This window comes from Arthrobacter sp. Soil_C_49 (assembly GCF_057656635.1).
Map to the genome: position 1 here is coordinate 450863 of NZ_JBDGJZ010000002.1, position 24504 is coordinate 475366.

At 67.8% G+C, this 24504-nt stretch carries 19 protein-coding genes; 14 read left to right on the forward strand and 5 right to left on the reverse strand.

The features are described from left to right. Window positions 1-20 precede the first annotated feature (20 nt). From hemE to hemL, 10 genes are all read left to right on the forward strand, one after another. The gene (gene hemE / locus AC3A4Z_RS05500; protein ID WP_498710603.1) at window positions 21-1115 is read left to right on the forward strand and encodes a uroporphyrinogen decarboxylase; all 1095 of its coding nucleotides are present in this window, start codon (window positions 21-23) and stop codon (window positions 1113-1115) included. 3 nt (window positions 1116-1118) lie between these two features. Continuing rightward, window positions 1119-2552, forward strand: coding sequence for a protoporphyrinogen oxidase (hemG, locus tag AC3A4Z_RS05505; RefSeq protein WP_498710605.1), 1434 nt, complete (start codon window positions 1119-1121; stop codon window positions 2550-2552). 112 nt (window positions 2553-2664) lie between these two features. After that, window positions 2665-3639 (forward strand): hypothetical protein, encoded by a 975-nt coding sequence (locus AC3A4Z_RS05510; protein ID WP_498710606.1) that lies wholly within the window; start codon window positions 2665-2667, stop codon window positions 3637-3639. Between the two features lie 111 nt (window positions 3640-3750). Then, a complete protein-coding gene (gene hemQ, locus AC3A4Z_RS05515; protein ID WP_498710608.1) occupies window positions 3751-4452 on the forward strand; it encodes a hydrogen peroxide-dependent heme synthase in 702 nt (233 codons plus the stop codon). After that, complete coding sequence (locus tag AC3A4Z_RS05520; protein ID WP_498710609.1) at window positions 4449-5738, forward strand: ferrochelatase; 1290 nt, start codon at window positions 4449-4451, stop codon at window positions 5736-5738. Before hemQ ends, AC3A4Z_RS05520 begins: the two co-directional genes overlap by 4 nt. Then, complete coding sequence (gene hemC, locus AC3A4Z_RS05525; RefSeq protein WP_498710610.1) at window positions 5735-6733, forward strand: hydroxymethylbilane synthase; 999 nt, start codon at window positions 5735-5737, stop codon at window positions 6731-6733. Before AC3A4Z_RS05520 ends, hemC begins: the two co-directional genes overlap by 4 nt. A 57-nt stretch (window positions 6734-6790) precedes the next feature. Further along, on the forward strand, window positions 6791-7636 hold the full coding sequence (locus AC3A4Z_RS05530) for a uroporphyrinogen-III synthase (protein ID WP_498710611.1): 846 nt from the start codon (window positions 6791-6793) through the stop codon (window positions 7634-7636). 79 nt (window positions 7637-7715) lie between these two features. Beyond that, window positions 7716-8696: a porphobilinogen synthase gene (gene hemB / locus AC3A4Z_RS05535; protein WP_498710612.1), complete on the forward strand. Its 981-nt coding sequence runs from the start codon at window positions 7716-7718 to the stop codon at window positions 8694-8696. Beyond that, the gene (locus AC3A4Z_RS05540) at window positions 8696-9769 is read left to right on the forward strand and encodes an LLM class flavin-dependent oxidoreductase (RefSeq protein WP_498710614.1); all 1074 of its coding nucleotides are present in this window, start codon (window positions 8696-8698) and stop codon (window positions 9767-9769) included. The genes hemB and AC3A4Z_RS05540 overlap by 1 nt, the downstream gene beginning before the upstream one ends. A gap of 29 nt (window positions 9770-9798) precedes the next feature. Continuing rightward, a complete protein-coding gene (hemL, locus tag AC3A4Z_RS05545) occupies window positions 9799-11130 on the forward strand; it encodes a glutamate-1-semialdehyde 2,1-aminomutase (protein ID WP_498710616.1) in 1332 nt (443 codons plus the stop codon). Window positions 11131-11292: 162 nt separating this feature from the next. Here hemL and AC3A4Z_RS05550 read toward each other — a convergent pair whose 3' ends face one another. From AC3A4Z_RS05550 to AC3A4Z_RS05565, 4 genes are all read right to left on the reverse strand, one after another. Next, complete coding sequence (locus AC3A4Z_RS05550; protein WP_498710617.1) at window positions 11293-12030, reverse strand: amino acid ABC transporter ATP-binding protein; 738 nt, start codon at window positions 12028-12030, stop codon at window positions 11293-11295. Then, window positions 12027-12791 (reverse strand): amino acid ABC transporter permease, encoded by a 765-nt coding sequence (locus AC3A4Z_RS05555; protein WP_142038344.1) that lies wholly within the window; start codon window positions 12789-12791, stop codon window positions 12027-12029. Before AC3A4Z_RS05555 ends, AC3A4Z_RS05550 begins: the two co-directional genes overlap by 4 nt. A gap of 16 nt (window positions 12792-12807) precedes the next feature. Then, complete coding sequence (locus AC3A4Z_RS05560) at window positions 12808-13743, reverse strand: substrate-binding periplasmic protein (RefSeq protein WP_498710619.1); 936 nt, start codon at window positions 13741-13743, stop codon at window positions 12808-12810. 318 nt (window positions 13744-14061) lie between these two features. Then, window positions 14062-14772 carry a 3'-5' exonuclease gene (locus AC3A4Z_RS05565; protein ID WP_498710621.1) on the reverse strand — a complete coding sequence of 237 codons (711 nt, stop codon included), beginning with the start codon at window positions 14770-14772 and terminating at the stop codon, window positions 14062-14064. Window positions 14773-14836: 64 nt separating this feature from the next. On the opposite strand from AC3A4Z_RS05565, the gene AC3A4Z_RS05570 reads away from it, so the two are divergent. The 3 genes from AC3A4Z_RS05570 to AC3A4Z_RS05580 are packed head-to-tail and all read left to right on the forward strand — an operon-like array spanning window position 14837 to window position 22121. Continuing rightward, entirely contained in the window at window positions 14837-15253 is a 417-nt protein-coding gene (locus tag AC3A4Z_RS05570; RefSeq protein ID WP_498710622.1) for an MGMT family protein, read from the forward strand. Beyond that, complete coding sequence (locus AC3A4Z_RS05575; protein ID WP_498710624.1) at window positions 15250-18603, forward strand: ATP-dependent helicase; 3354 nt, start codon at window positions 15250-15252, stop codon at window positions 18601-18603. Before AC3A4Z_RS05570 ends, AC3A4Z_RS05575 begins: the two co-directional genes overlap by 4 nt. Then, window positions 18600-22121, forward strand: a complete 3522-nt coding sequence (locus AC3A4Z_RS05580) for an ATP-dependent helicase (protein WP_498710625.1) — start codon at window positions 18600-18602, stop codon at window positions 22119-22121. Before AC3A4Z_RS05575 ends, AC3A4Z_RS05580 begins: the two co-directional genes overlap by 4 nt. On the opposite strand, the gene AC3A4Z_RS05585 is transcribed toward AC3A4Z_RS05580, so the two are convergent. Next, entirely contained in the window at window positions 22108-23325 is a 1218-nt protein-coding gene (locus tag AC3A4Z_RS05585; protein WP_498710628.1) for a macrolide 2'-phosphotransferase, read from the reverse strand. The two genes, AC3A4Z_RS05580 and AC3A4Z_RS05585, sit on opposite strands and share 14 nt — an antisense overlap. 152 nt (window positions 23326-23477) lie before the next feature. Between AC3A4Z_RS05585 and nudC the strand changes: the two genes are divergently transcribed. Beyond that, window positions 23478-24500: an NAD(+) diphosphatase gene (gene nudC / locus AC3A4Z_RS05590; RefSeq protein WP_498710630.1), complete on the forward strand. Its 1023-nt coding sequence runs from the start codon at window positions 23478-23480 to the stop codon at window positions 24498-24500. Window positions 24501-24504 lie beyond the last annotated feature (4 nt).

Consider the following 24504-nt stretch of genomic DNA (forward strand, 5'->3'; position numbering starts at 1 on the left):
TTTTGGGCACAATCGAAGGCATGACTTCCAGCCCTGCCATGTCCGCTGCCGGCGCCCTCGCTGCAGACCATCCGCTCGTGGACGGCCGCACCGCTGATTCGCCGCTGATCACGGCCTACCGGGGCGGCAAACCGTCCCGGCGCCCCGTCTGGTTCATGCGGCAGGCAGGGCGCTCCCTTCCGGAATACCTGAAGGTCCGCGAAGGCGTCGCCATGCTGGACTCCTGCCTCCAGCCGGAACTGGCCTCGGAAATTACGCTGCAGCCCGTCCGCCGCCATGACGTGGATGCCGGTATCTTCTTTTCGGACATCGTGATCCCCCTGAAGCTGGCTGGCGTCGGCGTGGACATCGTTCCCGGCGTCGGACCGGTCCTGGACAAGCCGGTCCGGACAGCGGCCGACGTCGCCGCCCTGCCGCAGCTGACGTGGGAGGCTCTGGAACCGATCCGCGAGGCTGTGCGCCTCACGGTGGCCGAACTCGGCAAGACACCCCTGATCGGTTTCGCCGGCGCACCGTTCACTCTGGCGGCCTACATGGTGGAGGGCAAGCCCTCCCGGGACCACCTCGGCCCCCGGACCATGATGCACGCGGACCCCGAGACGTGGAGCGCCCTGGCCAACTGGGCCGCTGACGCTTCCGGGATGTTCCTTCGTGCGCAGCTCGAGGCGGGTGCCTCTGCCGGCCAGCTTTTCGATTCCTGGGCGGGTTCCCTGGGCCTGGCCGACTACACCAGGTACGTGGCCCCTGCCTCCGCGCGCGCCCTTGACCATGTGCGGCACCTTGGTGCGCCGCTGATCCACTTCGGCACGGGCACCTCCGAGCTCCTGGTGGCCATGCGCGATGTTGGCGTTGACGTGGTGGGGGTTGACTACCGGCTTCCGCTGGACGAAGCCAACCGGCGGCTCGGCGGCTCCGTCCCGCTGCAAGGCAACATCGATCCCGCCCTGCTGTCGGCCCCGTGGGAGATCCTCGAGGCCCACGTCCGCGCTGTCATCAAGGCCGGCTCAGCGGCACCGGGCCACGTCCTGAACCTCGGCCACGGCGTCCCCCCGGAAACCGATCCCGCCGTCCTGACCCGGGTTGTAGAGCTCATCCACTCCATCTCCCCGGAGTAAACCGTGGACGCCAACTCCGCCGCGGCTCTGGACGCCCTGGTGGTGGGCGGGGGGATTTCAGGGCTGTTGTCCGCCCGGGAACTTGCCGCTGCCGGACACCGGGTAACCGTCCTGGAAGCGGGGCACGAGTGGGGTGGTTGCGTGGGCAGCCATGTGGTGGCCGGCCTCACCCTGGACAGTGGAGCCGAGTCCTTCGCCACCCGGTCCGACGCCGTCGCCGCCCTTGCCGGCGAGTTGGGCCTCTCCGGAAAGATTGTCCAACCCCGGCCCGGCGGCGCCTGGGTGCAGCTTCCGGACGGCCCCCGCGAACTTCCCAAAACCGGTGTCCTGGGCATCCCGGCCAACCCCTGGGATCCCGAAGTGCGCCGCTCCCTGGGACTGGTTGGCTCCCTGCGGGCGTCGCTGGACAGGGTCCTGCCCGCCTCCATCGGCGCCGCCGCGGACGTTGTCAGCGTGGCCGCGCTGGTCAAGGCAAGGATGGGCGGCCGCGTCCTTGAGCGGCTGGTGGCGCCGGTAGTAGGAGGCGTCCACTCCGCTGACCCGGCCCTGCTCGACGTCGACATGGTCGCACCGGGACTCCGCGAAGGACTCCGCAGGCACGGCTCGCTGGCCTCCGCCGTAGCTGCCCAGCGGCGCAACAGCGCCGGACCCGCCAAGGCAGGCTCCGCCGTCGCCGGCCTGGAAGGCGGCATGCATACGCTGGTCAGCGCGCTGGTCAGTGATCTCCGCGCCCGGGGCGTCGCACTCCTGTCCGGCACACGCGCGGTTTCGGTGGCCAGGACACCTGAAGGATGGCGCGTGGGCGCCGCCGCAGAAACGTACGACGCCGGCCTGCTGGCAGTAGCGGTGGACGGTCCGGCCGCCGTCGGGCTGCTCGAAGCAGCGGTCCCTGCGATCGCCGGCAAGAAGCCTGCTCCGGGGCCGGACGTACAGCTTGTCACCCTGGGCCTGGACAAACCTGACCTTGACCGCCGCCCGCGCGGCACGGGCATCCTCGTGGCGCCGCAAACTCCCGGTATCAGGGCCAAGGCCCTCACCCATGCGACCGGCAAATGGGACTGGCTCGCGGAAGCAGCGGGTCCCGGGCGGCACGTCCTGCGGCTCTCCTACGGGCGCGTCGACGGTATGGGCAGTGAGCCCGCCGTCCTTGATACAGCCCTTGATACAGCTGACCAACTCCTCGCCGCGTCACTGGCCGATGCCTCGGCACTGCTGGGCGTTTCCATCACCCGGCAGGACGTTGTGGACTGGGATGTTGTCCGGTGGCCCGGATCCCTCCCGTTTGCCGCCGTGGGACACCGTGCCCGGGTGGCCGCCATCAGGGAAGCCTGCAGTGCGGCCGGCGGCCTCGCCGTGGTGGGCGGCTGGGTGGCCGGCAACGGACTCGCCGCCGTGGTGTCCGACACACTGAAACAAATCCGCAAGCTCAGCGCCTGAACGTTGTTACTGGTCAGCGCGGCGTGTCCCGTGAACGGACCTTTTCCGGGCCGGCTTTGAGGGCTTCCGCCGGCTTTCGTTTCGCCTCGCCGCATGGTTAGGGTCGATAACTATGGTCCAACACAAGTCCGAGTTTTCAATGTCCCGGACTGGTATCCATGGGGGAATCCGGCGCGGCGCTGCAGCCGCGGCAATCGGAGCGGTACTGGTTCTGTCAACAGGCGCCTCGGCGTCCCAAGCCGAGGAAGGAACACCGGATCCCGGAGATTCCGCTACCCCGGCTGTGGACACCAAGTCCCTGCCCGTGGTGGCCTCGCTGACAGGCCAACATGGACGCGAGGATGCACCCGGCCAGAACCGCGACAAGAACCCCAAGGCCGGCGGTAACGGCAAACCCGGTGACCGCCCCGCCGTCAGTCCTTCCGCTTCGGCATCTGCGGTTCCTTCAGCCCTCCTGCCGGCAATCACCGCCACGCTGTCGCCCGGTTCCCGGCCGGCAACCCCCACGCCTTCGCCTGTTCCGACTGCTGATGCGCCAGTCGCCACGCCGCCGGCAACCCGGCCTGCCACGTCCCCTGCGGGCTCGGGCCCGGCATCGCCGGGAACGTCTCCGGCTACTGCGTCCTCCAGCCCGGCCCAGGCTTCGGTCCCGGCATCAGCCAAAGCGGCGAGCCCGGCGGCTGGAACTCCGGCCGCCGGAACCCCGACTCCCGGTGCCCCTGCCGTGCAGGTCCCAGGCACGCAGGAAGCCCCTGCTGGTGCGGCTGCTCTGAACGGCCAGACCGGATCCAATGCCGGGCAGCTGCCAGGCGGGCAGGAAACGTCCGGAACTGAAACCTCTGCAGGAACTGCGCCCAGTGCGGCGGCCGCGGGGAATGCCGCGTATCTGCCGGTTTATGCAGTGCCGCAGGCCAACTCGGAATGGGCCCCTTCCTATGGTGCAGGAGCGCATGGCAAAAGCGTGCGGAGCAGCGCAGAGCTGAATGCGCAGCCGGAGCCGAAGAGCGCCCTGGTGTGGCTCGGCTCGGGACTCGTGGGAGTCGCCGGAGCGGCGGGACTGGTCTTTTTCCGGCTGCGGAACCCCTAGGACCAGCCGCGGCCGGTTCAGAGTGAACGCTGCTGTGACTTTAACCACTTCTACGCGTTGTAGAACTCGCTGGTTTCGACTTGGCGGGTACGAAGGGGCAAACTTGTAACCATGAGCCACACTTCTGCCGAATCTGTCACTAAAACCGAAGAATCAGCCGAGCAGTTCTTCACCCTCTGGACGGTCTTTAAGCGCTCCGAAACCCTGATCCGCAGCGCTGACGCTGCCGGCGACTTCGAAGCGCTGCTCGAACGGCTGGCCCAGGGCGGCGTGACACACCGCGGCAGCTATGACGTCTCCGCAATGCGCGCAGACGCGGATGTGATGGTGTGGCTCCACGGTCCCAAGCCCGAAGCCCTTCAGCAGGCAATCCGGGACATCCGCCGCAGCACTCTCTTCGCCGGAACCGAGATCGTCTGGTCCGCCATGGGCGTCCACCGCGAAGCCGAGTTCGCCAAGAACCACACACCCGCGTACTCCCGGGGCGTCGCACCGGCGGAATGGCTCTGCGTCTACCCGTTCGTCCGTTCCTACGAGTGGTACATCCTGCCCGAGGCCGAGCGCGGCAAGATGCTCCGCGACCACGGGCTGCTGGGCCGCGACTTCCCGCAGGTCATCTCCAACACCGTTTCCTCCTTCGCCCTGGGCGACTGGGAATGGATCCTGGGGCTGGAGGCGCCCGAGCTTGTGGACCTGGTGGACCTCATGCGCCACCTGCGCGCCACAGAGGCACGCAACCACGTCCGGGAGGAAATCCCCTTCTACACCGGCCGCCGCATTTCCGCCGCAGAGGTTGCCGAGGTGCTCGCATGAGCCCGCTCGAAGCCCGGGATCCGGCCGAAGTTACCGCCGTAAACCCCGTCACGGAGGCGGGACGGATGGCGCCGAAGAACTACGACGCCGTCCTGCTTGCCTCCTTCGGCGGGCCCGAGGGCCAGGAGGACGTGATCCCGTTCCTCCGCAACGTCACCCGCGGCCGCGGCATCCCGGACGAGCGGCTCGAGGAAGTGTCACACCACTACCGGGCCAATGGCGGCATCAGCCCCATCAACCAGCAGAACCGTGAGCTCAAGGCGGCCCTCGAGGCTGAACTGGCCGCACGCGGCATCGAACTGCCCGTGCTGTGGGGCAACCGCAACTGGGCACCGTACATCCCGCAGACCCTGCAGGACGCTTACGACGCCGGCCACCGCCGCCTCCTGATGGTCACCACGAGTGCCTACTCCTGTTACTCCAGTTGCCGCCAGTACCGCGAGGACATCGGCATGGCGCTGACCGAAACCGGCCTGGACGGCCGGCTCGAGGTGGACAAGGTGCGCCAGTACTTCGACCACCCCGGTTTCGTGGAACCCTTCATCGAAGGCACCGCCGCCGGCCTGGTTTCCGTCCGCGAAGAGCTCGCCGCCGCAGGCACCCCCGACGCGCCGGTCCAGATCCTGTTTGCCACCCACTCCATCCCCACGCGGGACGCCGAAGCGGCGGGCCGCTCAGAGGGTGAACCGCGCGAATTCGAAGAGGGTTCGGCCTACGTCGCCCAGCACCTTGCCACCGGCGCCGCAGTGATGCAGCGCGTCGAAGAGGAAACGGGCCTGACCGCCCCCTGGTCCCTGGTGTACCAGTCCCGGTCCGGAGCCCCGCACGTGCCGTGGCTGGAGCCGGACATCAACGACGCCATCGAGGAACTGGCCGGCCAGGGCGTCAAGGGCATTGTTATTGTGCCGCTCGGGTTCGTCAGCGACCACATGGAAGTCGTCTGGGACCTGGACACCGAAGCGCTGGAAACCTGCGCCAACCTTGGCCTTGCCGCCACCCGGGTGCCCACCCCCGGCACGCACCGCAAGTTCGTCAACGGCCTCGTGGACCTGATTTCCGAGCGGACCGTGGCCAACAACATCAGCGAGCGTCCCGCCGTAACCGCCCTTGGTCCCTGGTACGACGTGTGCCGGCCGGGATGCTGCGCGAACTTCCGCGGGGAAAAGCCCACCATCGCCGGAGCGGACACCACCGTGGGCACGGGCCACGATCCCTACCCGGGCGAAACAGCTGCAGGCCAGGCCGCGGCCGCGTCCCATACTGCCGGGGGAGCGCCGCAGCCGTGACGGTCCGCATCGGAACCCGCGCCAGCAAGCTCGCGCTCACCCAGACGCAGCAGACGGCGGACCAGCTCGCCGCCGTCGGAGGCTTCCCCGTGGAGCTTGTCCACATCAGGACCGATGGCGACGTCCTCACCGGTTCCCTGTCCCAGATGGGCGGCACGGGCGTTTTCGTCGCCGCCCTGCGCGATGCGCTGCTGCGCAGCGAGTGCGACGTGGCGATCCATTCGCTCAAGGACCTGCCCACCGGCGCCGCAGTGGGGCTCAGCCTGGCGGCCACTCCGAAGCGGGTGGACGTCCGCGATGTCCTGTGTGCCCGCGACGGGCTCAAGCTCGCCGATCTCCCGTCCGGAGCTACTGTCGGGACCGGTTCACCCCGGCGCGCCGCCCAGCTCCGCGCCGCCCGCCCGGACCTGGACATCAAGGACATCCGCGGCAACGTGGACACCCGGCTTGGCAGGGTGCCCGGGCTGCCGGGCAACACCGCGGACCAGGTGGTTCCGGGCAAGTCCTGCGACCTCGACGCCGTAGTCCTGGCCGCGGCCGGGCTGGAACGGATCGGCCGGCTGGACGCCGTCAGCGAGTTCCTCGAAACGGACGTGATGCTTCCCGCCGCAGGGCAGGGCTCGCTGGCCATCGAATGCCGCACCGCGGACGCTCCGCCGCGCCCGGGCTCCAGCGAAGGGTCCAAGGAAGTCCTGGCCCAGGCGCTGGCCGCCCTTGATGACCCGGACACCCGGCTGGCTGTCACTGCCGAACGTGCCTTGCTCGCCCGCCTCGAAGCAGGCTGCGCCGCCCCGGTAGGCGCGTACGCCTACCGCAAGGGCAGCATGCTCCACCTTGAAGCCGTGGTGTGCGCGGTGGACGGCACCGCGTCGGTCAGGGACAAGCGGGCAACCGACGGCCTGACGGAAGTGGGCGCCACTCTGTTGGGCATCGAACTCGCCGAGGTCCTCCTGGCCGCCGGTGCCGCCGACATCGCAGACCTGCAGGCTTCCTGAGCCCGCCATGGGACTGCTTTCACGCCACCGGAACCCAGCCCGCGGGGGTTGTTGAGCATGCCCGGCAAGCCGCTTGACGGGGTCCGTGTCCTGATCACCCGGAGCCCGGAACGATCGCTGCCGCTGGTGGCGGCCCTCCACGAGGCGGGCGCGCAGGCAGTGCTGCTGCCCTTGATCGACTTTGAACGCGCCGCGGACCAGCATTCGCTGGACGTGGCCTGCGACGCCCTGGGCGCCGGAGCCTTCGACTGGCTGGTGGTCACCAGCGCCACCACAGTGCATGTCCTGCTGGCCAAGGCCGCCGAACGCGGCCTCAGCCTGCGGCAGTGGATCCCCGCCGGCACCCGGATCGCAGCCGTAGGACCGGCGACCCGGCGGCTGCTGGAAACCGCCGGCCTGCCGGTGGAACTGACGCCCCGGGACGAACAGTCGGCAGCTGGGCTCCTGGAGGTATGGCCGGCCGGTGCCGGGAAGGTCCTCCTGCCCCAGGCGGACATCGCGCCGGCGCGCCTCGCCGAAGGGCTGAGGGCGGCAGGCTGCCTCGTCACGGCAGTCACCGCCTACCGCACCGTCGAGTACCCGGCGGCAGCGGAGCGCAGGCTCGCCATCCCGGCGGAGGACGCGGGACCCGGCCAGGTGCCGCCGTCGTACTCCCTGCTGGCGCCGGAAGCGGCGGCCGCGGACATCGCTGCCGGACTCATCCACGCGGTAGTGGCCGCCTCGCCCAGTGCCGTGCGGCGGATCCATGCGCTCTCGCCGCTCCACGGCTGCCGGCTGGTGGCGATTGGACGGTCGACGGCGGAGCAGGCCGCCGCGCTTGGCCTTCCCGTGGCGGCCATCGCCGCAGAGCCAACGCCGCAGGGTCTGGTGGCCGCGGTCGAAACGGCGCTCGCCCCGGGTTGACGGGCCGAGGCACGCCACGTTGCGGACAGCCGCCGGCGGGTACGAACACATTCCAGAGACAACGTGAAGGACGTCGAACATGACATTTCCGAGCCAACGCCCCCGCCGCCTGCGCACGACTCCGGCCATGCGGCGGCTGACCGCCGAAACCCGGCTGGCGCCGGCCGAGCTGATCCTTCCCGCCTTCATCCGTGAGGGCCTGGCCGAACCCAACCCCATCACGTCGATGCCCGGGGTTGTGCAGCACACCACTGACACGCTGAAAAGGGCCGCGGCGGAAGCCGTTGAGCTGGGCCTGGGCGGAATCATGCTGTTCGGCATCCCCGAAACCCGCGACGCGGAGGGGACCGCCTCCCTCGATCCTGAGGGAGTCCTGAACAAGGCCATCCGGGATGTCCGGGCGGAGGTCGGCAACGACCTGGTGATCATGAGCGACGTGTGCCTGGACGAGTTCACGGACCACGGCCACTGCGGGGTGCTCGACGCCGACGGTTACGTGGACAACGACCGCACTGTTGAGATTTACGCCCGGATGGCTGTGGCACAGGCCGACGCCGGCGCCCACATGCTTGGCCCCTCCGGCATGATGGACGGCCAGGTGGCCGCCATCCGGCAGGCACTGGACCGGGCCGGGCACACCAACACCTCGGTTGTTGCCTATGCCGCTAAGTACGCATCGGCCTTCTACGGCCCGTTCCGGGAAGCGGTGGATTCGCAGCTCAAGGGTGACCGGCGGACCTACCAGATGGACGCCGGCAACCGGACCGAAGCTCTCCGGGAGGTGGAACTGGACCTCGCTGAGGGAGCGGACGTGGTGATGGTGAAGCCGGCCATGAGCTACCTGGACATCGTTGCCGATGTGGCCGCCATGAGCCCGGTCCCGGTGGCCGCCTACCAGATTTCGGGGGAGTACGCGATGATCGAGGCTGCCGCCGCCAACGGCTGGATCGACCGCCGTGCAGCCATCACGGAATCGGTGCTGGGCATCCGGCGTGCGGGGGCCCACATGGTCCTGACCTACTGGGCCGCCGAACTGGCCGGCTGGCTGAAGGAGTCCTGATGAGCGAAGTCCCGGCCAGCCCCACAGCGCCGGTGGGCCCTGAGCGGATCCTGTTGGGGTTGAACACCTTCGGCGACGTTGGCGAGAACCCCGACGGCAGCCCTCAGCCGCATGCCCGGGTGCTGCGCCAGCTGCTGGAACAGGCGGAACTGGCGGACGCCGTCGGACTTCACGCCTTTGGGGTGGGGGAGCACCACCGCAAGGACTATGCGGTGTCCGCGCCCGAGGTCTTCCTGGCTGCGGCCGCGGCCCGGACCACCCGGATCCGCCTCGGTTCGGCCGTCACGGTCCTGAGCTCCGATGATCCCATCCGGGTATTCCAGCGATTTGCCACCGTGGACGCCCTCTCCAACGGGCGGGCCGAGGTGATGCTGGGACGGGGCTCCTTCATCGAATCCTTCCCGCTGTTCGGACTGGACCTGGCCGACTACGAGGTCCTGTTCGAAGAGAAGCTCGAACTGTTCGACAAGGTGCGGGCGCAGAAGCCGGTGCACTGGGAGGGCCGCACCAGGCCCGCCCTCGCCGGGCTGAGCGTGTACCCGCCCCTGGAACACCACCTGCTGCCCACCTGGATCGGCGTGGGCGGCACGCCTGAATCCGTGCTCCGCTGCGCGCAGTACGGCTACCCCATCATCTTCGCGATCATCGGTGGGCAGCCGCGCAGCTTCCGGCCGCTGGTGGACCTGTACCGGGAGGCCATGGCGAAGTACGGCCACCCGATGCAGCAGGTCGCCACGCACTCGCCGGGCCACGTGGCCGACACCGACGAACAGGCCCGCGAGGAACTCTTCCCGCACTGGCTGAAGCTGCGGAACAAACTCGGAGCAGAACGCGGCTGGGGACCAGCCGGGCGGGGCGAGTTCGAGGCCCTGTGCGCTCCGGAGGGCGCCCTCTATGTCGGGTCGCCGGAAACCGTGGCGCAAAAAATCGTCCAGCTCAAGCAGAACCTGGGCGTGGACCGCTTCGACTTCAAGTACAGCAACGGCCCGCTGCCGCACTCCGCGATGATGCGCTCCATCGAGCTGCTGGGTACTGCCGTGGCGCCCCGCGTTGCGGAACTGCTCGGCACCTGAGCTGCCGGCTAACTGAGAGAATAGGATCCATGACTTCCAGCAATCCTCGCAACGAGGCACTCTTCGACCGCGCCCGCCAGCTGATGCCGGGCGGGGTGAACTCGCCGGTCCGCGCCTTCGGGTCCGTGGGCGGCACGCCGCGCTTTATGGTTTCAGCCAAGGGCCCGTACCTGACGGACGCTGACGGCAAGGAATACGTGGACCTGGTCTGTTCCTGGGGCCCGGCGCTGCTCGGCCACGCACACCCCGCCGTGCTGGACGCCGTCCACGCCGCTGTGGACCGCGGCCTCTCCTTCGGCGCATCCACCCCGGACGAGGCGAACCTGGCGGAAATCGTCAAGGAACGCGTGCCCGCCGTCGAACGCCTCCGGATGGTCTCCACCGGCACCGAAGCCACCATGACCGCTGTCCGGCTGGCCCGCGGCTTCACCGGCCGCAACCTGATCATCAAGTTCGCCGGCTGCTACCACGGCCACCTGGACGGCCTTCTCGCCGCCGCGGGCTCGGGCGTGGCAACGCTCGCCCTGCCGGGTTCCGCAGGCGTCACCGAAGCCACCGCCGCCGAAACCCTGGTGCTGCCGTACAACGATCTCGCCGCCGTCAAGGAAGCTTTCGCTACCCACGGCCCGAACATCGCCGCCGTCATCACCGAAGCGGCACCGGCCAACATGGGTGTGGTCACGCCGGAGGAAGGCTTCAACCTCGGCCTGTCCCGCATCACCCGGGAGCACGGCGCGCTGCTGATTGTGGACGAGGTCCTCACCGGCTTCCGCACCGGCTACTCCGGCTACTGGGGCCTCACCGGCGGCGCGGCGGATGCGGCCGAGCCGTGGACACCGGACCTGCTCACCTTCGGCAAGGTCATCGGCGGAGGAATGCCGACGGCGGCCCTTGGCGGGCGTGCCGACGTGATGGACTACCTCGCCCCCATTGGCCCCGTGTACCAGGCGGGCACCCTTTCCGGAAACCCGGTAGCCATGGCTGCCGGCGTCGCTACCCTGACCCATGCCACCCGCGACGTCTACTCCTTCATCGATGTCCGTTCGCTGGAACTGTCCTCGGCCCTGTCCAATGCCTTGGACGCCGCGGGAGTGGACCACTCCATCCAGTTCGCCGGGAACCTGTTCTCGGTGGCTTTCGGCACCTCGGCCCGCGGCGTCCACAACTACGCCGACGCCCAGGCACAGGAAGCCTTCCGGTACGCGCCGTTCTTCCACTCCATGCTGGAATCCGGCGTCTACCTGCCGCCGTCCGTCTTTGAAGCCTGGTTCCTGTCCGCCGCGCACGATGACGCGGCCATGAACCGGATCTTCGACGCCCTGCCCGCCGCCGCGAAGGCTGCCGCAGCCGCCCAAGGCTAGAGACCAGGGCGCGTCCCGCCGTCGTCCGTTTAAACTCCGCGAGGTGGCAGTTAACGGCAATCCCGCAGCGTGGAACTGCCGGTACATGCCATCTAGGCGCGGACAAAAGGAAATCCCCGGTTGCATTCCGCAACCGGGGATTTTCCTTTGATGCTCCAGGAGTTACAGGACGTCCGAGAGGAAGCCCTTCAGGCGCTCGGTTTCCGGGGCGCTGAAGATCTTCTCGGGCGGACCCGACTCCACCACCACACCGGCATCCATAAACGTCACTATGTCCGACACGTTGCGGGAGAAGCCCATTTCGTGGGTTACCACCACCATGGTCATGCCGCCCTTTGCGAGGTCGGTCATCAGCGCGAGGACACCCTTGACCAGTTCGGGGTCCAGCGCGGAGGTGGCCTCGTCAAAGAACATCACTTCCGGCTTCATGGCCAGTGCGCGGGCAATCGCAACGCGCTGCTGCTGGCCGCCGGAGAGGTTGGCCGGGCGGGCATCGGCCTTGTGCCTCAGGCCCACCAGGTCCAACTGCTCCAGGGCCTCGGCACGGGCCTGGTCCTTGGGCAGGTTGCGCAGCTTGCGCAGCGCCAGGGACACGTTCTCCACCACTGTTTTGTGCGGGAACAGGTTGAACTGCTGGAACACCATGCCGATCCGCTGCCGGAGCTCGTCCGGGTTGTCCTTCAGGACTGAGCGGCCATCGAGGAGGATGTCGCCCTGGTCCGGCTCAATCAGCCGGTTCATCACCCGAAGGAGCGTGGACTTGCCGGAACCGGACGGGCCGATCACCGAAGCCGTGGTGCCCTTCTCCACGTGCAGGTCAATGCCGCGCAGAACATGGTTATGGCCGAACGAGAGGTGCAGGTTCTTGCCGGTCAGGGTTCCGGAAGCGAATTCCGTCATGCCTGTGCCCCCTTGCCGATAGGTGCTGCCAGCTCATCCGGTTCCTTCTTTTCCGGCTTGCCGGTACGCAGCCGGTGGTCGATGAAGTTCACGAAGTGGGTGAGCGGGACGGTCAGGATCAGGTAGAGCACCCCGGCTGCCACCAATGGTGAGAGGTTTCCCGTGTTCGCCATGGCGTCGTTGCCGATCCGGAAGATCTCCCGGTCGGAAGCAGCGAGGCCGAGCATAAACACCAGCGAGGAATCCTTCAGCAGCGAGATGAACTGGTTCACCAGTGCGGGCAGCACGCGCCGGATGCCCTGCGGCACCACCACGAGGCGCATCGAACTGCCGTAGCTGAATCCCAACGCCCGCGATGCCTCCAGCTGCCCCTTCTCCACGCTCTGGATGCCGGAGCGGAAAATCTCACCGATGTAGGCGGCCGCGATCAGCGTCAGTGCAAGGATGCCCAGCGGGTAGGGGTTCCTCGATCCGGTAATTTCCCGGGCGATAGGGCTGAGCCCGATGCCGATGACCAGGATCACCAGGATGGCCGGAAGGCCGCGGAAAATATCGGTGTAGATGCGTGCCACCCAACGGGCTCCCGCGTTGCGCGAGATCCCCATCATGGCCAGGCCGAGTCCCAGCAGGGAGCCGAGGATGCCGGAGGCAACGGCCAATATCAGGGTGTTGGGCAAACCCACCATAAGCAGGGCGGGAATGACTTTGGCCATTTCCTCCCAGTTGAAGAAGGTGTCAGCCAGCTGGTCCAAGAGATCCATGAACGTCCCGGCTCAATCAGCTCTGGGGAACCGTGGCGGCCTTGCTGCCCGGCTTCCAGTCGGTCGGCATCTCGCGGTCCGGGTACCATTCCTTGGTCAGTTTGGTCCAGGTTCCGTCGGCGATGACAGCGTCCAGGCCGGAGTTCAGCGCGTCGATCAGCGGCTGGTTGTCTTTGGCCACGGCGTAGGCAGTGAAGTTCTGCGTGTTGACGACGGATTCGACGATGGCGGTGCCGTCGCCTTCCTTGACCTGGCCGGTGGCCTGCTGCGACGGGGCCACCCAGGCATCAACCTGGCCGTTTCGCACGTTGGCGTAAACAGTGGCGTAGTCCGGGAAACGGATCGGCTCGAGCTTGAGGGTGTTGGTGACGTAGTCATCCTGGACGGTGCCCTGGACCACACCGATGCGCAGATCGCCCTTCAGGTCCGCAAAGCCCTTGATGCCGCTGTCGGTCTTGGCGACGACGGCCATAAAGCCGAAGTCGTAACCGTTGGTGAAGCCGACGTTCTGGCGGCGGGCATCCGTGGTGGAGATGGAGGAGGACCCGACGTCGAACTGCTTGGTGGAAACCTGGGAGAGCAGGGCGGAGAAGTCCGTGGCAACGAATTCGACCTCGAGGCCGAGCTTGCCGGCGATGGCGCGCAGCAGTTCGTTGTCGTAGCCGGTGAACTTGCCCGAGGGGTCAATGAAGATGTTCGGCGGGGCATCCGAGAGGGTGCCTACCTCGAGCTTGCCTTCAGTGTTCAGGCCAAGCTTGGTCTTGTCGATCTGGTCGATCGGGGTGACGCTGGCGGTGGTGTACTTGTCCAGCGTCTGCTGGTCGCTGCCCGCGAGGGCATCCGTGGGCGTTCCGCTCGGCTCGGCAGATCCTGAACCGCACGCTGCCAGGGAAACCGCCAGGGCGATTGCCACGGGAGCGGTTGTCAGCCACTTCATCGCTTTGATTTTCATCAGGTTGTCGCTTTCATTGAGTCATAAGTCAACCGGGCCGCAAGGCTGCGCTGGTGGCGCCTGGCACCTGCCCGGTGCTGGTCAAGCAAGGCCAGGGCAGGGGTGACCGCAAAACTTTATTGTCTCACTACGGCGTTTTGTACCCGTTAGATGAAGAACTGACGCACTTCTTGCTGCTTTACAGAAGGAAATTCGTCAGAAGCCCTGCATCGACGCTCGTGAGCAGTGCCAGGGCAGGCCTGCAGCGAATTCGGTAAGGCAAAAGTCAGCAAACTTATTAAGCGATGTGACTGATATCTCGCGGAGAAAACGGCCCTCCTAGAAGCCGCCAGTGCTGGCATCCTGGGGTGGAAGCACGGGCCAGTCGCCTTCAATGACGGCAGTGGGCTTGGTCTTGCGGAGGTAGCCCTGGAAATCCGCCGCCTGGCTCCCGGCCCAGTCCACCTGCAGCTGGTGCAGCTGGCTGGCCGGCATGCTGAGTTTGGGAAACTTGCCGGCCATGGCGTCCAGGACCCGGAGGGTTGCCAGTGCATCAGCGGCTGAAGTGTGGGCATTGTCCAGGACCACACCGTACTCCTCGCACAACGCCGTGAGGGTGCGCTTGCCCTTGCGGTAGCGGTCCACCTGCTTGTTCATGATGTAGGGATCCAGGACCGGAAACCGGGTCAGCTGCGGAACCCCGTAACGCGCTGATTCGGCTGCGAGCACTGTGAAGTCGTAGCTGGCGTTGAAGGCGATAACGGGTACGTCGTCGTCGAACAGTCCCTGCAGTACGGCCGCGAGCTCCTGCGTCACCTCGTGGGCAGGCCTGCCGTCACGCCTGGCCTGTTCGGTGGTGATGCCGTGGACATCGCTGGCTTCGGTGGGAATTTCAACCCCCGGGTCCGCCAGCCACTCGTGTTCGGTGATGACGTCTCCCTTGTGGTCCACCACCGTGACCGATGCGGTGACGATCCGGGCCGCACGCGAGTTGCGGCCGGTGGTTTCGAGGTCGAAGGCTGCGCGGGGAAGGGTGTTCCAGGTACTCATATTTCAACGCTAACGGGGGCCACCGACAATTCCCGGGAGCGCCACTGCAGCTAACATTGGATCAATGCGGATTGAGTATGTTGAGGCGGTACTGGCCATCGTGAAGCTGGTTCCGCCAGGGTCCGCAGTCTCCTACGGCGACGTCGCCGAACTCCTGGGTTCGGGCGGGCCCAGGCAGGTTGGCTCGGTCATGAGCCACTACGGCAGCGGCGTCCCATGGTGGCGGATTCTCAAGGCCAGCGGACACGCTCCCGAAGGCCATCTTGCGGAAGCCCTCCGCCACTACCGGCAGGAGGGAACGGCCCTCCTTGGCGCATATGAGGCCTACCTGCGGACAGGGGAGGGCTCCTGGCGCGTGGACCTCGCGGCCGCGCGGTGGGCGCCGACCGATGGAGACTTTGAGCACATCGACGCAATTGCGGCCCAGCTTGAGCGCGGGCTCCGGCAATTGTCGGTGGCTGATGATGGAATGTCGGCGTGACAGTAACAGTTCCTTTTACAGGTCCACGCGACGAGTACCGCGAACAGGCAGAGCCTGACGCCGGCCTTGATGCCCTGCCCGGAGCCGTGCACGACGACGGCATCCTGCCTCGGGACGCCGGGCACCAGGGTGCCCCAGGCTTCGCGGGGCTCCGGCTCCTGCCGCCGCGTCACCTCCGCGCTGACGCCCCGTTACTGACGTCCGATCAACAGGCAGCCGTGGACGTCGCGCACGGATCCGGGCCTGTCCTGGTGCCGGGGGCACCGGGAACGGGCAAAACCACTGTCCTCATTGAAGCTGCCGTCGCAAGGGTCTTCCGTGATGGCGTGGATCCTGAACGCATGCTGATCCTGGCCCCCAGCAGGCTCGCAGCCGATTCCCTGCGCGACCGGTTCACGGCCCGGCTGGACAGAAGCCTCAGCACCACCCCCGCCAGAACGTGGGCATCCTACGCCTTTGACGTGATCCGCCGTGCCAAAGCCGAAGGAGTGCTGCCCCTTGCCCGGCCGCCCCGGCTTCTCTCCGGACCGGAGCAGGACCTCATCATCAAGGAACTCCTCGAAGGCCACAGCCTGCCGGAACTGGAGCTGCCCTGGCCGGGCGATCTCGCCGGCGCCCTGGAGACGCGCGGCTTCCGCCACGAGGTCCGCCAACTCTTCGACCGGGTCATCGAATCCGGCCTGACCGCCCCGGACCTCGCTGACCTGGGCAGGCAATGCGACAGGCCGGACTGGACGGCTGCCGCCGCGCTCTACGCGGAGTACCGCGACGTCCTTGACCTGCGCATGCCTGAGGCTTTTGATCCTGCCGGCATTATCACCGCCGCCCGCCACGTCTTCCAGGACGCCCCTGACTTCCTGGCCGCCGAACGCGAGCGATTGCAGCTGATCGTGGTGGATGACGTCCAGGAAGCCAACCCCGCCGTCTTCGAGCTCCTCGCCGACATCGCCCGCGGGAAGGACTGCTATGTGGCCTCCTCGCCGGACACCGTGGTCCAGGGGTTCCGGGGCGCCCGGCCGGATCTGGTGGCTGAACTTCCGCGGCTGCTCTCGCCGGATGCGCCGGTCCTCGAACGTCCCCTCCGGTACGCGCACCGGCACGCGCCGGAGCTGGCCGAAGCGTGGCTGGGGGTTGCCGCCCGGATCTCGCAGCGGGCCGGAGGACAGTTGGCCAGGCGGCTCGACCCGGTGGAGGGCCGGCCGCATGGAGCCGTGGAAGCCCACCTTGTGCCGTCCCCCGTGCACGAGCTCAGGTACGTTGCCCAGCGGATCCTTGACCAGCACATCAACCGCGGCCGGGACCTGTCCGAGATGGCAGTGATAGTGCGGAACGGGGCACAGGTCAGCGAACTGCAGCGGTATCTGTCCGGCCAGGGGATCCCTGTGCGGGTTCCCGTGGCGGAGTCTGCCGTCCGGGATGAGGTGGCAGTGCGTCCGCTGCTGGACGCGTTCGCCGTTGCCCTTGATCCTGGCCTGCTGACCCCGGAAACGGCTGTATCCCTGCTCACCTCGCGGGTGGGCGGCGCCACCTCCATCGAGCTGCGCCGGCTGCGGCAATCGCTGCGGCGCGAAGAGCTTCTGGGGGGAGGGGGCCGCAGCAGCGACACCCTGCTCGTGGAGGCTCTCCTGGAGCCCGGGGCCCTGTCCACACTTGGCATGGAGGGCCGGGCCGCACGCCGTACCGCAAGGATGATCCAGGCGGGGCGGAAGGCCGCCGCCGAACCCGGCGCCAACGCGGAAACAGTCCTGTGGGCATTGTGGAATGCCGCCGGGCTCGCTGCCGCCTGGACAGAGACAGCCCTTGCGGGCGGACCGCACGGAGCCCGGGCCGACCGCGACCTTGACGCCATGATGGCACTGTTCCACACGGCGGAGCGCTACGTCGACCAGGTGCCGGGTGCCGGGCCGGAGCAGTTCCTGGAATACCTGTTGAACCAGGAGCTGCCAATGGACACCCTGGCTGCCAGGGCCCAGGTGGATGACGCCGTCGAGCTGATGACGCCGGCAAGTGCGGCCGGCCGGGAATGGCCGGTGGTCCTGGTGGCGGGTCTGCAGGAAGGGGTGTGGCCCAACACCAGGCTCCGTGGCGAACTTCTGGGCAGCACCCTGTACGCCGATGCTGTGGAGCACGGAGTCGGGTATGCGCTGCGGCGGGATCCGCTCAGCCGGCTGCGGGACATCCGTTACGACGAACTGCGCAGCTTCTCCACCGCAGTATCACGGGCCCGCGAACTCCTGATCTGCACGGCCGTCTCCTCGGAGGATGATCAGCCTTCGTCCTTCCTGGACTATGTGGCACCGCTGGATCCGGGCCAGGAGGGAAGAGCCTTCACACCGGTGGAACGTCCCATGACGCTGCGGGCGCTTGTGGCCGAACTCCGCCAGTACGCCCAGCTGGACGGAAAGCACGAGGCCGAGGCCCAGGAAGCTGTGACGGTTCTCGCCGGGCTCGCGGCTGCGGAGCCGCCGGCGGCCGGGGCGCATCCGGACAGCTGGTGGGCGCTGCCGGCGTTGACATCCTCTGCAGCCGTGGTCCCGCCGGGCGGAACGGTCTTTGTGTCGCCGTCGAAAGTGGAGACGGTCCACAAGTCACCGCTGGACTGGTTCGTGCAGGCAGCCGGCGGTGAGGCGGCCACCGATTTCGCCAGGAGCCTGGGCACGCTGGTCCATGCCATCGCCCAGGAACTTCCGGATGCGTCCGGGGCAGAGTACGTCGCCGAACTGGTCCGCCGCTGGCCTGCCCTGGGCATGAAGGACAACTGGGAGGGCCGGCTGGACTACCAGCGCGCTGAGGCGATGGTGCGCAAGCTTGCCCAGTATGTGCTGGTGATGCGGAGTGAGGGCAGGAGCCTGCTGGGTGTGGAACGGGACTTCGACGTTGCCCTCCCGGAGGTTGAAGTTGATGACGGGCCGGCCCGCGCCGCTGTCCTCCGCGGGCAGGTGGACCGTCTTGAAATCGACTCCGAGGGCAGGCTGGTCATCATCGACCTCAAAACAGGTAAGCGCCAGCCGGGTAAGGCCGAGTTATCGGCGCATCCGCAGCTGGGCGCGTACCAGGCCGCAGTCCTCGCAGGCGGATTCAACGGGGAGGACGGTGCCGCCAATATCCCAGGCGGCGCAGTCCTCGCCCAGCTGGGGACGGGGGCCAAGAGTCCCGGCATCCAGCAGCAGGAACCACTTGATCCGCAGGAGAACTGGGCCATGGACATGGTGAGGGAGGCTGCCGCCGTTATGGGCGGCAGCGTATTCGAGGCGAGGCATGACCCTTCGAAGGGGAGCCACGGCGCCCACGGCTGCCGGCTGCCGGAAGTGTGTCCCCTCTGTATGCGGGGAAGGCAGGTCACAGAATGAGCATGGACCCAAGCCTTGACGGGCAGACGGTGCCCGAACCCCGGTTCACGCCGGAGGAGCTCTCCCAGCTGCTGGGTGAGAAGAACGTCCCCACTCCCGAGCAGTCAGCCATCATCAGCTCGCCGCTCACGCCGCGGCTGGTCATTGCCGGAGCAGGGTCGGGTAAAACTGCCACCATGGCTGACCGTGTGGTCTGGCTCGTGGCCAACGGCTGGGTACGGCCGGAAGAAGTCCTGGGTGTGACGTTCACCCGGAAGGCGGCCGGTGAACTGGCGTCGCGGATCCGGGCCAAGCTGGCTGCCCTGCAGCGGCTTGCCGGCCAGGACGGCGGGCGCGAGCTGTTCCCCGAGCACCCGGTCCCGAGTGATTCCCTTGAGCCCAAGGTCTCCACCTACCACTCCTTCGCCAGCGGAATAGTGTCCGACTACGGCCTGCGGCTCGGCGTGGAGCGGGACGTGGTCCTCCTCGGCGGCGCCCAGGCCTGGCAGCTGGCCAGCGAAGTGGTGGAAGCCTACGACGGCGAATATGCCCACTTCCGTGCCGCAAAATCCACCCTGGTCAAGGCCGTGATCCAACTCGCCGGCGAATGCGCGGAGCACCTCCAGGAACCCGAGGACGTGGAAGCCTGGCTGATGGCCCGGCTTTCGGAATTCGAGTCCGCGCCATACATGGCGGGCAAAAAGAAGAACCCACCGCAGGCGGCGGCCGAGCTTGCCGGCATGCTGCGCACCCGCGCCAGCGTGGCGGACATGGTGGGCCGGTATGCGGCGGCCAAGCGGGCACGGGGTGCCCTCGACTTCGGAGACCTGGTAGCGCTCGCAGCCAAGGTGGCGCAGGATGTTCCCCTGGCGGCGCAGATGGAACGGCAGCGGTACAAAGTGGTGCTGCTCGACGAATTCCAGGACACGTCCTACGCGCAGCTGGTGCTCTTCTCCCGGCTCTTCGGCGGCGGGCATGCAGTGACTGCGGTGGGCGACCCTAACCAGTCCATCTACGGGTTCCGCGGCGCCTCGGCCGGCCAGCTCTTCCACTTCGTCCGGGAGTTCCCTGTCCGCACCGGTCCCGCAGACTCAACCGGCAACTGGGCTCCGGCACCTACCTCCTACCTCACCACAGCCTGGCGGAACGGGCGGTCCATCCTGGCTGCAGCAAACGTGATGTCCGAGTCCTTGGGCCGCGCAGCCGCTGCCCGCGGGCCGGCAGGCGGAGGCAGCGCCGCCGGCGGGGCCGGGGCTGCGGCAGCGGATGTTCCGCCATTGCAGCCCAGCCCGTTCGCTGTCGACGGCACTGTGGTCCTGGGACGGTTCGGCACCGATGTGGACGAGGCAGCCGCGCTGGCCGACGACGTCCTGAAGTACCGGGTGACCGACTTTGAACTAAAACCGGACGGAACCCCTGTACCGCCGGCCCTCGCTGTCCTTTGCCGGCGCCGCGCCCAGATGGAAACTGTCCGGCGCCAGTTCGAGGCCCGGGGCATCCCTTACGAAATCGTGGGGCTCGGCGGACTCCTGGACACCCCGGAGATCGTTGACCTCGTGGCCACCCTGCGGGTCCTGGCAGACCCCGGCCGTTCCGATTCCCTGATGCGGCTCCTGGCCGGCGCACGCTGGCGCATCGGCCCCGCAGACCTGATGGCCCTGCGTGACTGGTCAAGCCACTTGGCACGCCGGCGGGGACAGGCCGCACAGGGACCCGGTGACGGGTCCGTTGACGAGCAGCCGGAGGAGGACAGCGAATCCGTCCTCGAGGCAGACCTGACTGATGGTGCCAGCCTGGTGGAAGCCCTGGACTGGCTGCCCCGGGAGGGCTGGACGTCCGCCAACGGCCGGTCACTCAGCACAGCGGCCCGCAGCAGGCTTGCCCGCCTGTCAGCCGAGCTTCGGCAGCTCCGCAGCTACCTCGGTGATGACCTCACAACCCTTCTGGGTGAAGTGGAGCGGGCCATGCTGCTGGACATCGAGGTGGCGGCACGGCCGGGAATCAGCATCCACCAGGCCCGCCGCAACCTCGATGCCTTCCAGGACGCGGCCGCAGGTTTCCTGCGGACGTCCCAGCGGGTGGATATCATGGCTTTCCTGTCCTGGCTCGAGGCCGCGGCCGCCGAGGAAAACGGCCTGGAAGCGCCGGCTTCCGACGTCAACCGGGAAGCCGTCCAGCTCCTCACGGTTCACGCGTCCAAAGGCCTGGAATGGGATGTTGTTTTTGTTCCCGGGCTCAACGCCGGGGCCTTTCCCAGCGACAGGGACTCCCGCTGGAGCAGCGGGTCCGCGGCCCTGCCCTGGCCGCTCCGCGGGGACCGGGCCGACCTTCCGCAATGGGACCTCGACCAGCCGGACCAAAAAGGCTGGCTGGATGCCGAGAAGGACTTCAAAACCGCAGTCCAGGCCCACGGGGAGTCGGAAGAACGCCGCCTCGCATACGTGGCGTACACCAGGGCCAAGCATGTGCTGTGGGTCTCGAGCGCAGCATGGGTGGGATCCCGGGCGGGACGTGCGGAGATGTCGCCGTTCCTCGCGGAGCTTGAGCCGCTGGCACACGGAGCGGACGGAAAGCCCCACGCCGCCGTGGTCCATCCGGGGTCGCAGGACGAGGACACCCTTCCGGAGTCGAGCCCGCTCACCCTGGAATCCGAAGTCGCCAACTGGCCCTATGATCCCCTCGAGGGGCCGGTGGATCCGCGCACCGGGAACCGCCTGCGCCTGGCTGCCGGGCGGCGCCGCGCCATGGAGGCCGCTGCAGCCAAGGTCCTTGCCGAGCTGGAAAACCATGGACAGGAACCTTCTGCAGCTCTCGCCGGGGCACACCGGGACGGTGACACACCCGAGGGCAGGCAGCTCAGCGGGGTGGCCCGGGGATGGGCGCGTGAGGCGGCGCTGCTGCTGGAACGCCGCTCGCGGAGGTCCGCGGGCCGCGATGTGCACCTGCCGGGACACATTTCCGCGTCCACGCTGGTGGAACTGCGGGAGGACGCCGCGGCAGTGCTTGGCAGGCTCCGCAGGCCTGTACCCCGGGAACCAGGCATGTCGGCCCGGAAGGGAACCGCGTTCCATGCATGGGTGGAAGAGTACTTCGGCGCCGCAGGCATGCTTGACCTCGATGAAGCTCCCGGCTCGGACGACCACATCGATGCCGCCTATGACCTGGACGCCATGGTGGCGACCTTCAAGGCGTCCCCCTGGGCAGACAGATCGCCGGCGTTCGTCGAAGTGCCGGTGGAGACGCGCGTGGGTGACGTTGTGGTGCGTGGACGCATAGACGCCGTCTTTCGCGATGCCGACGGCCGGTGGGACCTGGTGGACTGGAAAACCGGACGGCGGCCCTCCGCTGCCGCGCTGACAACAAAGGCCGTGCAGCTTGCCGTCTACCGGCTGGCATGGGCGCGGTTGAAGGACGTCCCCCTGGAGGAGGTCCGGGCAGCGTTTTTCTACGTCGCGGACAACGAGGTGGTGCGGCCGCACGATCTCGGATCAGCCCGGGAGCTGGAGGAGATCGTGGGTGCTGCCCTTAGTCCTTCGTGACGGCCTGGTCCTTTGGGACGTCGATGATGCTGATGGCGGCGGTGGACGTGTCGTCCGGCCCGCCGGCGGCCGCCGCGGGTTCGACCGGGATAGGGGTGACCTGGACCGCCGGCTGGACCGGGGCCGGGACGGGCAGCGGCACCACCGTAACGGACGGGACCGAACCCGCCGCCCCGGCGTCGGCCGCCCTGACCACAGGCTCCGTGCCGGAAGCCGGGGCAACGGCCGCGGTACCGCCAGTGGCGGGGGCAACCACCACCGGCTGCGGTTCCACGCTGATGGGCTGCCCGCCGTGCTCCTCGATGTCCCGGGCAAGGGTTGCCAGCATGTCCTCTGCCTCGGCGATCATGCCGCTGTCATCCGAGGCGATACCCTTCACCAGGTACTGGGCCAGTGCGAACTCGGCGGACAGCGCTGCACGCCGCAGCAGGTGGGTGTCAGGAGTGTCCCGGCGGCTGGCCGTGTAGGCGCCCAGGACCGCATCTACAAAGTCCTGCTCATTCGAGGCAACAAGCCAGGCAAAATCATCAGCCGGATCGCCAATCCTCAAGTCGGTCCAGCCGGTCACGGCAGTGACGCGCTGGCCCTCCACAAGGAGGTTGTCCTCGTGCAGGTCGCCATGCACCACGCTCGGGTTGAAGCGCCACAGCGATACGTCTTCCAGGGCATGTTCCCAGCGCAGCAGCAGGGCAGGGGGGATCTTTCCGGTGGTGGCCGCCTGGTCCAGTTCATTGAGCCGGCGCTGCCGGAACTCGTTGGGGGTGTAACTGGGCAGGTCGGCATTGCTGACCAGCGAACGCGGAAGGTCATGGATGGCGGCAAGGGCCACGCCGATTTCGCGGGCCAGGACATCCGGGCCGGCAGTGAGTTCCTCAACGCTGCGGGTGCTCCCCGCCAAGTGCGAATAGACAAACGTGCTCAGGGGTCCCAGCCGCACACTCCCGGCCACAGTGGGCATCAGGAACGGAAGCTCGGCACGGATGCCGGGAGCGAAGGCCCGCAGCACAAGAAATTCCGTTTCCAGCCTGGCGCTGGCCTCCGCATGCCGTGGTGACCGGACGCGCCAGCGCTTGCCCTCGGAATCGAGCAGCAGGGCGGAGTCGAAGTCGGCGGGATCATCCGGGGCAGAGCTAACGGCCGTTGGGGTCAGTCCGGGGACTGCCGCGGTTGCAACGGCTGCCAGTTCAATCGGTTTTCTTCTCACTGTTCCACGGTAGATTGCGCGCCGTCCAAGACACCGGTCCAAGGACGGCGAGTCTTCAGATAGAGTCCAAATCAGGGTAGGCCCGGCAGCCGGGGACGCCGGAAGGGAATCCCAAATATCCATTTGTCGGTCCCAGTCAGTACGGTGGACACATGAGCCACGCGGAGTCTGCAACACCGGTCCACCAGGGCAGCCCTGCCCGGCTGCCGGCGAACCACCTCATGGACACGGTCCTCCCGGTGCCGCCCGCGCTGGTGGACAGGGGATCCGTGGCACGGGCCAGGCCCGGAATGGTGGAGGACCTCCTGGCCAACACCGAAACCCTGGCCGTGGTGCTGGCCGGCCGGCAGGGCCTGGTCCGCGAGGGCGGACTGTACATGCGCAGCGCCCGCGAACTGTATGCGGACCTTGCCGCGGCAGAAACTGCTCCCGAGCTGACGGTCTACCTGGGCTCCGCACTGCCGGCTTCGGACCTACCCTCTGGAACCGAATTGCTGCTGTTCGTCCTGCCGGAAGCAGTGGAGCCCGGAACAGCCGGAATTCCCCGGGACGCCCTGTGGGCGGGGTTCCGTGAGGTTGCTGCCGGACTCACCCCCACCCATACGGCCCTCTTCGTCGAAGCCAGTGCCATCGCCAACTGGCACGCCAGCCATACACACTGCCCGCGCTGCGGATCGCCCACGGACATCGAAGCCGGGGGATGGGTACGGCGTTGTCCGGCAGATTCCTCCGAGCACTACCCCCGTACCGATCCCGCCATCATCGTCACCGTGGTTGGCCCGGACGGCCGCCTGCTCCTGGGCGGGGGCGGGGCACGTGATGCAAGGAACTACTCCACGCTCGCCGGGTTTGTGGAACCGGGGGAGTCCCTGGAACAAGCCGTAGTCCGGGAGATCTACGAGGAAGTCGGGGTGCGGGTTAAGGCCTGCCAGTACCTGGGCTCGCAGTCGTGGCCGTTCCCGGCCTCCCTTATGCTTGGATTTACCGCCGTTACCGAAGATGCCGAGGCAACGCCCGACGGCGTGGAGGTCACCAGGGCGCGCTGGTTCAGCCGGGAGGAACTCCAGGAAGCCGTGCTCGCCGGCGAAATCACCATCTCCAGCCGGCTGTCGATCGCCCGCTCCCTCATCGAGCACTGGTTCGGCGGCCGTATTCAGGACCGGGCAGGCGCCTGAAGCC

Coding starts and splice junctions, on each gene's coding strand:
- hemE (WP_498710603.1), top strand. CDS start 21: ATGACTTCCAGCCCTGCCATGTCCGCTGCCGGCGCCCTCGCTGCAGAC.
- AC3A4Z_RS05510 (WP_498710606.1), top strand. CDS start 2,665: ATGGTCCAACACAAGTCCGAGTTTTCAATGTCCCGGACTGGTATCCAT.
- hemQ (WP_498710608.1), top strand. CDS start 3,751: ATGAGCCACACTTCTGCCGAATCTGTCACTAAAACCGAAGAATCAGCC.
- AC3A4Z_RS05520 (WP_498710609.1), top strand. CDS start 4,449: ATGAGCCCGCTCGAAGCCCGGGATCCGGCCGAAGTTACCGCCGTAAAC.
- AC3A4Z_RS05530 (WP_498710611.1), top strand. CDS start 6,791: ATGCCCGGCAAGCCGCTTGACGGGGTCCGTGTCCTGATCACCCGGAGC.
- hemB (WP_498710612.1), top strand. CDS start 7,716: ATGACATTTCCGAGCCAACGCCCCCGCCGCCTGCGCACGACTCCGGCC.
- AC3A4Z_RS05540 (WP_498710614.1), top strand. CDS start 8,696: ATGAGCGAAGTCCCGGCCAGCCCCACAGCGCCGGTGGGCCCTGAGCGG.
- hemL (WP_498710616.1), top strand. CDS start 9,799: ATGACTTCCAGCAATCCTCGCAACGAGGCACTCTTCGACCGCGCCCGC.
- AC3A4Z_RS05550 (WP_498710617.1), bottom strand. CDS start 12,030: ATGACGGAATTCGCTTCCGGAACCCTGACCGGCAAGAACCTGCACCTC.
- AC3A4Z_RS05555 (WP_142038344.1), bottom strand. CDS start 12,791: ATGGATCTCTTGGACCAGCTGGCTGACACCTTCTTCAACTGGGAGGAA.
- AC3A4Z_RS05560 (WP_498710619.1), bottom strand. CDS start 13,743: ATGAAAATCAAAGCGATGAAGTGGCTGACAACCGCTCCCGTGGCAATC.
- AC3A4Z_RS05565 (WP_498710621.1), bottom strand. CDS start 14,772: ATGAGTACCTGGAACACCCTTCCCCGCGCAGCCTTCGACCTCGAAACC.
- AC3A4Z_RS05570 (WP_498710622.1), top strand. CDS start 14,837: ATGCGGATTGAGTATGTTGAGGCGGTACTGGCCATCGTGAAGCTGGTT.
- AC3A4Z_RS05580 (WP_498710625.1), top strand. CDS start 18,600: ATGAGCATGGACCCAAGCCTTGACGGGCAGACGGTGCCCGAACCCCGG.
- nudC (WP_498710630.1), top strand. CDS start 23,478: ATGAGCCACGCGGAGTCTGCAACACCGGTCCACCAGGGCAGCCCTGCC.